This is a genomic window from Citrobacter sp. CK180, assembly GCF_030333655.1.
In the GTDB taxonomy this organism is placed as follows: Bacteria; Pseudomonadota; Gammaproteobacteria; order Enterobacterales; family Enterobacteriaceae; genus Citrobacter_B; species Citrobacter_B koseri.
On sequence record NZ_JAOWFM010000026.1, the window covers coordinates 26,338 to 35,894 of the forward strand.

Sequence of the window (9,557 nt, forward strand, 5' to 3'; positions counted from 1 at the left end):
GAAAGTTGTTCTTGTATGCAATCAGGCAGATCAGAAAAGTTCCTGATTATTCTGGCGATTATTCAGCAATAAGCGGTTCGCCGCAGTGAACGCAGCGGTAGGTGGCTTCACCACGCACGATGCGATTATGGCGGCGCACGGTGAGCTGATGCTGCTGGCATTTACAGCGGTAGGTAAAGGTATTGCGGCGAACGGATTGCAGTTCAAACTGATGCGTGCGTCTGGCAGGGACGCCCAGTACGCTTTCCATCATCCATTTCCACTCTTTGCCGTGCGGCGCAACCCGGCCAAAATGCTTCCAGACCAGCAAATGCGCCAGTTCGTGCGGCACGACTTCATTGACGAACGCGTCGACGTTTTCCATCAATAGCACAGGATTGAGACGGATTTCGTAGGTTTGTAGCCATGCTGTTCCCGCGGCAGTTCCACGTTGTTGATAAACCAGCCTGGGTTCCGGGTAATGACGTTCCAGTTTGAGATTGGCCTGGGCGAGTTTTTCCCGCAGGCTGCGCATGACGGCTTGCTGGACAGCGATAGGGAGACGGGAGGTTTTCATAACGACAGAGGATAATGGGAGGTGATGGAGACTGCAAGAGGGACGCTTCACCCCGCTAAGTTTTGCCGGATGGCGGCCGACAAACCGCGCTGCGTTCAACTGAGTGCAGTAGGCCCGATAAGCTTACGCCATCGGGCACTTACCGCTAATTATCAGCGTTAGTTGTGAGCGCCGATTTCGCGCAGCTTACGGCCTTTCATCAGGTTACGTTCAATGTGTTCCAGAGAGACGTGTTTGGTTTCAGGAACCAGCCAGATGGTCAGGATGATGAAGAACAGGTTCAGACCGGCATAGACCCAGAAGGTGTTTGCGTTGCCCAGCGTGTTGAGCATGGTCAGGAACGTTGCGCCGACGATCATATTGGCGATCCAGTTGGTGGCGGTAGAGCAGGTGATACCGAAATCGCGGCCTTTCAGCGGCTGAATTTCAGAGCACAGTACCCAAATCAGTGGGCCGGCGCTCATTGCGAACCCGATGATAAACATCAGCAGCATGGCGATAGCGAAGTATTGCGCTGACGGCGAGTGAATGCCGATATGCATCATGGTGCCGAGAGTGCCCATGCCGATAGCCATGACCAGGAAGCCCAGCGTCAGCGTTGGTTTACGCCCCCAGCGGTCTACCAGGCCGATAGCGATAAAGGTGGCCAGCACGTTCGTCAGACCAACGATAACGGTGCCCCACATCTGCTCGGTGGTATTGGTATAACCTGCCAGTTCAAAGATTTTCGGCGCGTAGTACATGATGACGTTCATCCCGGTGAACTGTTGCATCACCTGCAAAAGCACCCCGAGGAACACCGCGCGACGGAAGTTGCTGTTCTCTTTAAACAGCGCCCAGCCGCTCTGTTTTACTTGCAGACTTTCACGGATCTCATCCAGCTCGCGTTTGGCTTCTGCGCTGGTATCACGCAGGCGCAGCAGTACGCGTTCGGCATCAATAAAGCGACGTTTCGCCGCGAACCAGCGCGGGCTGTCCGGCAGGAAGAACACGCCGATCAGCAGCAGAATGGCCGGAATGATGATCACGCCCAGCATCCAGCGCCATGCGCCGCTGTAGCTGAACGCGGTATCAGACAGATAGGCGCCAAGAATACCGATGGTGATCATCAACTGGTACATGGAGATCATACTGCCGCGAATTTTCTCCGGCGCGATCTCAGACAGGTACAGCGGGGCGGTGTAGGACGCGACGCCAACGGCCAGGCCTAACAGCACGCGGGAAACGATCAGCACCTCAACGTTAGGCGCGGCGGCGGAAAACAGCGAACCGGCCACAAACAGGATCGCGCCGATCATCAGGCTTTTCTTACGACCTAATTTGAAGGAGAGCCAGCCGCTGCCGACGGCACCGACGGCGGCGCCGAACATCATCGAACTGACCACCCACTCCTGAGTGTGCGCGGTAATCTGGAATTCGTCAGTGATGAAGGGTAAAGCACCGGCGATAACGCCGATATCCAGGCCAAAAAGTAATCCTGCCAGGGCTGCAAGAAAGCAGACAAAAAATGTCATGGCCTTGTTTGAACGCCCCTGTTTTTTATTGTCAGGCATGATGCCTCCGGTTGGGTTGCCAGTTTTGTTGATGCTAAGGGTAGGTGAGTGGCCCGCAAAAATATGTGATTAGAATCACGTTAGTGTAATCGTTTACACTAACATTTGATGGTGAAAGTAATTAATGCTTTGAAAACATAGAGGTAAGTGAGGCGGTTTGTATCGCGAATACGCACATTTAAGACTTAACTGAAAAAAATGTAACGTCAGAAGAAAAACGATCATGAAAAAGGATTATTTTCAACGCGTGGCTTATAGAATGGAGGGTAAACGGTTTCATTAATCGCCGGGTGACGGCTATGCCAAAACGACAGAACCCGTAGGCCCGTGCAAGCGAAGCGACTCCGGGCAAAAGATGCGCGCACAAATACAAAAGGCCAGCACGAGGCTGGCCTTAAAAAAACAACGTCAGTAAATTACTTCAGACCTGCGGCATCACGCAGCAGCTGCGCTTTGTCGGTTTTTTCCCACGGGAAATGTTCGCGGCCAAAGTGACCGTATGCAGCGGTTTCTTTGTAGATCGGGTGCAGCAGATCCAGCATCTGAATCAGGCCGTACGGACGCAGGTCAAAGAACTCGCGTACCAGCAGGGTCAGCTGTTCAGAAGGCACTTTTTCAGTACCGAAGGTTTCAACCATGATAGAGGTCGGTTCAGCCACGCCGATAGCGTAAGAAACCTGAATCTCACAACGGTCAGCCAGACCTGCGGCAACGATGTTTTTCGCAACATAACGCGCGGCGTAGGCTGCGGAACGGTCAACCTTAGACGGGTCCTTACCGGAGAATGCGCCGCCGCCGTGACGCGCCATACCGCCGTAGGTATCCACGATAATCTTACGACCGGTCAGACCACAGTCGCCCATCGGGCCGCCGATAACAAAACGACCGGTTGGGTTGATGAAGAATTTCGTCGACGCGTTCAGCCATTCTGACGGCAGGATCGGCTTGATGATCTCTTCCATCACCGCTTCCTGAAGCGATTTCTGGTCAATTTCTTCAGCGTGCTGAGTAGACAGCACTACCGCGTCGATGCCGACAATTTTGCCGTCGTCATACTGGAAAGTGACCTGGCTTTTCGCATCCGGGCGCAGCCACGGCAGCGTGCCGTTTTTACGCACTTCAGCCTGACGCTGCACCAGACGGTGCGCGTAGGTGATCGGCGCTGGCATCAGCACGTCAGTTTCATTGGTCGCGTAACCGAACATCAGGCCCTGGTCGCCCGCGCCCTGTTCCAGCGGATCGGCACGGTCAACGCCCTGGTTGATATCCGGGGACTGTTTGCCGATAGCGCTCAGCACGGCGCAAGAGTTGGCGTCAAAGCCCATGTCGGAATGCACATAGCCAATCTCACGGACCGTGTTACGGGTGATCTCTTCGATATCAACCCATGCGCTGGTCGTGATCTCACCGCCAACTAAAACCATACCGGTTTTAACGTAGGTTTCGCATGCGACGCGCGCTTTCGGATCCTGTTCCAGGATCGCATCCAGCACGGCATCAGAGATTTGGTCAGCAATTTTGTCAGGATGCCCTTCTGATACGGACTCGGACGTAAAAAGGTGTTTTGCCATGTTTTATTTCACCTAAGGAGAATTTGGTTAGCTCAAACTGTTGTGTGGAATAGCCAAAGCAGAGGATTCTACCAAGGCTTGCAGGTTGATGACACTGGCAGTCTGAGTGTTAATCAGTATGGATGGATTAACATCTGGATGGCTATTTTAGGTCACTTCTTCACCCGATTTCCAGTTTTTTTTGAATCAACTCCCGTTGCGTTGAAAACACGACTGGAAATTTTTCAGGACACTGCTGGCAATGTGCGCATTTATGCTTTGCATTTTTCCCCTCTTGTCGGTATAAAACGCGGCGCGCGGCTCATACTAAAAAGCACACGACGGATTCCTCGTGTCGCCACTTCCAGCCGGGCTAAAACGTTGCTTTGGCTTAGAGGCTTGTCTTACGGGGCGGCCGTGGAGGTGATACGAGATAATGAACCGTTGTATTCTGCTGAATCTGTCGCACCGTTCTGGTGTGCGCATGTCCCCCGCAATCTGCATCTCTGCTTTGCATACCTGCCGATGTTATACCCATCTCGGCGCTTCTCAGGACTCCAGAGCCGGTCGGTAACGGAAGACTGAACAAGGGCGCTCTTGTTGAAACAAGAGTTTTCTCGTGGTTTCGCCGAACCGTCATACTTAAGTTCGGTTACGTGTTTTACAATGATATGAAAAAGAAACCGGTCGCGCAGGCGGAGTGTCAGCACTATCTGCTGGAAAATACGTCTGTTTATGGGTTGTTATCGCGTCTACGGATTGCGATAGTAGTCAACTGTTTTACACTTGTTAATAAAATTTGAGGTTCGCTATGTCTGACGACATGTCTATGGGTTCGCCTTCGTCAGCAGGCGAACAGGGTGTACTACGCTCCATGCAGGAGGTTGCAATGAGCTCCCAGGAAGCCAGCAAGATGCTGCGTACTTACAATATTGCCTGGTGGGGCAATAACTACTACGACGTCAACGAACTGGGACACATCAGCGTGTGCCCGGACCCTGACGTCCCTCAGGCGCGCGTCGATCTCGCCAAACTGGTGAAAGCTCGCGAAGCGCAAGGCCAGCGTCTGCCTGCGTTGTTCTGCTTCCCGCAGATCCTGCAACACCGTCTGCGCTCCATTAACGCGGCGTTTAAACGCGCGCGTGAATCCTACGGTTATAACGGCGACTACTTCCTCGTTTATCCGATCAAGGTCAACCAGCACCGTCGGGTGATCGAATCGCTGATTCACTCCGGCGAACCGCTGGGGCTGGAAGCCGGTTCGAAGGCGGAGTTGATGGCGGTTCTGGCGCACGCCGGAATGACCCGCAGCGTGATCGTCTGTAACGGCTACAAAGACCGTGAATACATCCGTCTGGCGCTGATTGGCGAAAAGATGGGCCACAAGGTCTACCTGGTCATCGAGAAGATGTCAGAAATCGCTATCGTGCTGGATGAAGCCGAGCGTCTGAACGTGATCCCGCGTCTGGGCGTGCGTGCGCGTCTGGCCTCGCAGGGTTCCGGTAAATGGCAGTCTTCCGGCGGCGAAAAATCCAAATTCGGCCTGGCGGCGACGCAGGTGCTGCAACTGGTTGAAACCCTGCGTGAAGCCGGGCGACTGGACAGCCTGCAACTGCTGCACTTCCACCTTGGCTCGCAGATGGCGAATATCCGCGACATTGCCACTGGCGTGCGCGAATCCGCCCGTTTCTACGTTGAATTGCATAAGCTGGGCGTCAACATTCAGTGTTTCGACGTCGGCGGCGGTCTGGGCGTGGATTACGAAGGAACCCGCTCGCAGTCTGATTGCTCCGTGAACTACGGCCTGAACGAATACGCCAACAACATCATCTGGGCGATTGGCGACGCGTGTGAAGAACACGGTCTGCCGCACCCAACGGTGATCACCGAGTCTGGCCGTGCGGTAACTGCGCACCATACCGTGCTGGTATCGAACATCATCGGCGTGGAGCGTAACGAATATACCGTGCCCACCGCGCCTGCCGACGACGCGCCGCGCGCGTTGCAGAGCATGTGGGAAACCTGGCAGGAGATGCACGAACCGGGCACCCGTCGCTCGCTGCGTGAATGGCTGCACGACAGCCAGATGGACCTGCACGACATTCACATTGGCTACTCTTCCGGGACGTTCAGTTTGCAGGAACGCGCCTGGGCGGAACAGCTCTACCTGAGCATGTGCCACGAAGTACAGAAACAGCTGGACCCGCAGAACCGTGCGCATCGTCCGATCATCGATGAGTTGCAGGAGCGTATGGCGGACAAAATGTACGTCAACTTCTCGCTGTTCCAGTCAATGCCGGATGCGTGGGGTATCGATCAACTGTTCCCGGTGCTGCCGCTGGAAGGGCTGGATCAGGTGCCTGAGCGTCGCGCGGTGCTGCTGGATATCACCTGTGATTCCGATGGCGCGATCGATCACTACATCGACGGTGACGGCATCGCCACCACTATGCCGATGCCGGAGTACGATCCAGAGAACCCGCCGATGCTCGGTTTCTTTATGGTCGGCGCCTATCAGGAGATCCTTGGCAACATGCACAACCTGTTCGGCGACACCGAAGCGGTTGACGTGTTTGTCTTCCCGGATGGCAGCGTGGAAGTTGAGCTGTCTGACGAAGGGGACACCGTGGCGGATATGCTGCAATACGTACAGCTCGATCCGAACACGCTGCTGACCCACTTCCGCGATCAGGTGAAACAGACTGGTCTGGACGATGCGCTGCAACAGCAGTTCCTCGAAGAGTTTGAGACGGGGCTGTACGGGTACACTTACCTGGAAGACGAGTAGCCGCTGATGCCCGGTGGCGCTGCGCTTACCGGGCCTACGAATGTAGGCCGGATACGGCGAAGCCGCCATCCGGCAGAATGCTATACTCACTTGAACCCGTATGAATTAACGGCGATAATTCGCCCCAATAAGCGATTTACGAATCAATCCCTTCCTCGTCGGGTTTAACGACGCGGAGGGGATTTTTTTTCATCTGTTTTTAATGTATCGACTTTAAAAGAGGTCAGGACATGAGCACTTTAGGTCATCAGTACGATAACTCCCTGGTTTCCAACGCCTTTGGCTTTCTGCGTCTGCCGCTGAATTTCCAGCCTTATGACAGCGACGCCGACTGGGTTATCACCGGCGTACCGTTTGATATGGCGACTTCCGGTCGTGCGGGCGGCCGCCACGGCCCGGCGGCAATCCGTCAGGTTTCCACTAACCTGGCCTGGGAGCACAACCGCTTCCCGTGGAACTTCGACATGCGCGAGCGTCTGAACGTTGTGGACTGTGGTGACCTGGTCTATGCGTTTGGCGACGCGCGCGAGATGAGTGAAAAATTGCAGGCGCATGCGGAGAAACTGTTGTCAGCCGGTAAACGTATGCTCTCCTTCGGCGGCGACCACTTCGTGACCCTGCCGCTGCTGCGCGCTCATGCAAAGCACTTTGGCAAAATGGCGCTGGTGCATTTTGACGCGCATACCGACACTTACGCGAACGGCTGCGAGTTTGACCACGGCACCATGTTCTACACTGCGCCGAAAGAGGGGTTGATTGACCCGAACCACTCCGTGCAGATTGGTATTCGTACTGAATTTGATAAAGACAACGGTTTCACCGTGCTGGATGCCTGCCAGGTGAACGATCGCGGCGTGGATGACATCATCGCGCAGGTTAATCAGATCGTTGGCGATATGCCGGTCTACCTGACCTTTGATATCGACTGTCTGGACCCGGCGTTCGCACCGGGCACAGGGACGCCGGTGATCGGCGGCCTGACTTCCGATCGCGCTATTAAACTGGTGCGCGGTCTGAAAGATCTGAACATCGTCGGGATGGACGTAGTGGAAGTGGCTCCGGCTTATGACCAGTCCGAAATCACCGCGCTGGCTGCGGCGACCCTGGCGCTGGAAATGCTCTACATTCAGGCGGCGAAAAAAGGCGAATAAGTGCTTCCCCCTCTCCGTCATCAGGAGAGGGGTTTTAACTTAAAAGATGTTAAACGGATATTCCACGTAAGCGCGAATCTCGTTGCCGCTGACGTTATAGTCGCTGGCGTTGCTGGACACGCGTAATACGGAATAGCGCAGCTTCAGTTTCAGGTCTTTTGCCATGCCGTCCTGAACCTGGTATTGCACCTGGTTGAACCACTCGTGCTCTTTGCCGTTGCTGGTTGCCGATGTTTTGATGTTATCGCCGCGAACATAAGCGGTTGTCCAGCTCAGCCCCGGTAAACCGAGACCGGCAAAATCCAGTCCATATGACGCCTGCCAGGAACGTTCGTCTTCACCGTTAAAATCAGACCAGTAAGAGTTCGCCAGCCAGATGGTGTTGCCGCCATCGCCGACGCCGCCCTGATCGCGATAGCTGCCGTAGTGATAACCGGTGCTGCCGCTGCTTTGCTGATACGCCACTTTAAAGGTATGAATATCCCAGATATAACTTGCCGCCAGGCTCCAGATGCTGTTGCTGCGGCCAGTATTCAGGCTATCGGCGTAACCGGAATCCAGACGTGAGTTGTAGCCGTTAAAGTCCAGCACCAGCTGCTGTCCGGTGCTGAAAGGCTGTTTGAAGTTCAGCCCCAGATACTGTTTGTTCAGCACATCTTCGACGTGCGAGGCATACAGGGCGCCGCTGAACTGATCGTTAAACTGGTAGCTCGCGCCGCCGAAAGAGAGGCTTTTCAGGCCGCTGTTGTGGCGGTCGTCGCTTTTGCGCTGCTCGTCGGTGAAATAACCGGCATTAATTTCCAGACCGTCGATCTCTCTGGAGGTCAACATGGTGCCGGTGAAGCTTTCAAACAGCAGACGGGAATCGTCGGCGTAGACGATCGGGAGCTGCGGACGCTGGTTGCCGTAGCTCAGGACGGTGTTGGAGATGCGCATTTTGGCGGTTGCGCCAAATTTTGCCAGATCGGATTTCGCGCGGCCGTCGCTGTCTTGTTTGAAGAAGTCGATACCGCCTGCGCCACTGCGGCCACGGCCGCCGTCCAGACGCACGCCATACTGCGCAATACCGTCAACGCCAAAGCCGATCAGACCTTCGGTATAGCCGGATTCAAAGGTGGCGACAATGCCCTGGCCCCATTCGGCTTTGTCCTGTACGCCGCCCTGATAGTCGCGGTTAATCCAGGCGTTGCGTAAAAAGAGATTTAAATGGCTGTCATTAACAAAACCCTGGCTGTCGGATTGTTGGCTGGCAATGGCAGGCAATGCGGCGAATAAACTTAATGCGATTAACGATATTTCTTTTTTCACTGAGGGAACTTCTCTTTATGGATAATATCAAATTGAATTGCTGCGTTACGGATAGTTACCTGAATAATTATTGATTGCAAACATTTTGTGACAAAGGCTTACAGCCGTTGGCGTACCGGCCATATTGGGGCTGGACTATTTTATATTTTGTCTGCGGCGTTAAAAGAAGTGATAAAACATGCCGGGGAATATAAATACTAAAATAATCCTCTATCAGAGAATAAAACGTCGAATATATCGCTACTGTTTATATTCTGATATTTAACGTTCTGTGCGCTTAAGTTATCAATTTATGCGTTATAAGAATGGGGTAATTACCATTTGAGCGCTATTCTGTCTGCCGGGAGAATATTTAGCCAGGAAGATTGTTTCCGTTCACCTGATGTTCAACATTCCTCTGAAAACTCAGTACTCGTGAACGTGCAAGGGAGGCTCGCCGCCGCCTCCCTTGCAACCCAGGCTCTCCGGCAAGGAAAATCGCCGCTGCGCGGTTCATTCGCCTTATTCTGTCTGCCTTTCGGGTCGGGGCCGAGCCTGCGTCCCGGCAGGCCGTCCCCTCCGCCCGCGTCCTTGCGGGCGGACCCGGTCAGCCGTCAACGTCTCATCGATTTTCAGCCGGAACAGGGGCATTGCTGCAATGCTCTGATTTTC

The 9,557-nt window shown here is 54.2% G+C and carries 8 protein-coding genes; 4 read left to right on the forward strand and 4 right to left on the reverse strand.

All coding sequences use genetic code 11. From position 1 onward, the window contains the following. Positions 1-58 precede the first annotated feature (58 nt). The 3 genes from OGV50_RS01640 to metK form a co-directional block, all read right to left on the reverse strand. On the reverse strand, positions 59-556 hold the full coding sequence (locus OGV50_RS01640) for a SprT family zinc-dependent metalloprotease (RefSeq protein ID WP_024130936.1): 498 nt from the start codon (positions 554-556) through the stop codon (positions 59-61). 158 nt (positions 557-714) lie between these two features. Continuing rightward, positions 715-2,109, reverse strand: coding sequence for a galactose/proton symporter (gene galP, locus OGV50_RS01645; protein ID WP_060815922.1), 1,395 nt, complete (start codon positions 2,107-2,109; stop codon positions 715-717). A gap of 416 nt (positions 2,110-2,525) precedes the next feature. After that, complete coding sequence (gene metK, locus OGV50_RS01650) at positions 2,526-3,680, reverse strand: methionine adenosyltransferase (protein ID WP_012135057.1); 1,155 nt, start codon at positions 3,678-3,680, stop codon at positions 2,526-2,528. A gap of 415 nt (positions 3,681-4,095) precedes the next feature. Here metK and yqgG point away from each other — a divergent pair, with 415 nt between their 5' ends. The 4 genes from yqgG to speB all read left to right on the forward strand — a co-directional run bounded on the left by yqgG (position 4,096) and on the right by speB (position 7,598). Beyond that, positions 4,096-4,233: a small protein YqgG gene (gene yqgG, locus OGV50_RS01655; RefSeq protein ID WP_269475138.1), complete on the forward strand. Its 138-nt coding sequence runs from the start codon at positions 4,096-4,098 to the stop codon at positions 4,231-4,233. Positions 4,234-4,330: 97 nt separating this feature from the next. Next, on the forward strand, positions 4,331-4,462 hold the full coding sequence (yqgB, locus tag OGV50_RS01660; RefSeq protein ID WP_048902450.1) for an acid stress response protein YqgB: 132 nt from the start codon (positions 4,331-4,333) through the stop codon (positions 4,460-4,462). A gap of 8 nt (positions 4,463-4,470) precedes the next feature. Next, positions 4,471-6,447, forward strand: a complete 1,977-nt coding sequence (gene speA, locus OGV50_RS01665; RefSeq protein WP_024130934.1) for a biosynthetic arginine decarboxylase — start codon at positions 4,471-4,473, stop codon at positions 6,445-6,447. 230 nt (positions 6,448-6,677) lie between these two features. Further along, entirely contained in the window at positions 6,678-7,598 is a 921-nt protein-coding gene (gene speB / locus OGV50_RS01670; protein ID WP_012135054.1) for an agmatinase, read from the forward strand. 39 nt (positions 7,599-7,637) lie between these two features. On the opposite strand, the gene OGV50_RS01675 is transcribed toward speB, so the two are convergent. Continuing rightward, the gene (locus OGV50_RS01675) at positions 7,638-8,906 is read right to left on the reverse strand and encodes an OprD family outer membrane porin (RefSeq protein ID WP_012135053.1); all 1,269 of its coding nucleotides are present in this window, start codon (positions 8,904-8,906) and stop codon (positions 7,638-7,640) included. Positions 8,907-9,557 lie beyond the last annotated feature (651 nt).

Excerpts from the sequence above, each read along its gene's own strand:
- OGV50_RS01640 (WP_024130936.1), bottom strand. The coding sequence starts at position 556 with ATGAAAACCTCCCGTCTCCCTATCGCTGTCCAGCAAGCCGTCATGCGC.
- galP (WP_060815922.1), bottom strand. The coding sequence starts at position 2,109 with ATGCCTGACAATAAAAAACAGGGGCGTTCAAACAAGGCCATGACATTT.
- metK (WP_012135057.1), bottom strand. The coding sequence starts at position 3,680 with ATGGCAAAACACCTTTTTACGTCCGAGTCCGTATCAGAAGGGCATCCT.
- yqgG (WP_269475138.1), top strand. The coding sequence starts at position 4,096 with ATGAACCGTTGTATTCTGCTGAATCTGTCGCACCGTTCTGGTGTGCGC.
- yqgB (WP_048902450.1), top strand. The coding sequence starts at position 4,331 with ATGAAAAAGAAACCGGTCGCGCAGGCGGAGTGTCAGCACTATCTGCTG.
- speA (WP_024130934.1), top strand. The coding sequence starts at position 4,471 with ATGTCTGACGACATGTCTATGGGTTCGCCTTCGTCAGCAGGCGAACAG.
- speB (WP_012135054.1), top strand. The coding sequence starts at position 6,678 with ATGAGCACTTTAGGTCATCAGTACGATAACTCCCTGGTTTCCAACGCC.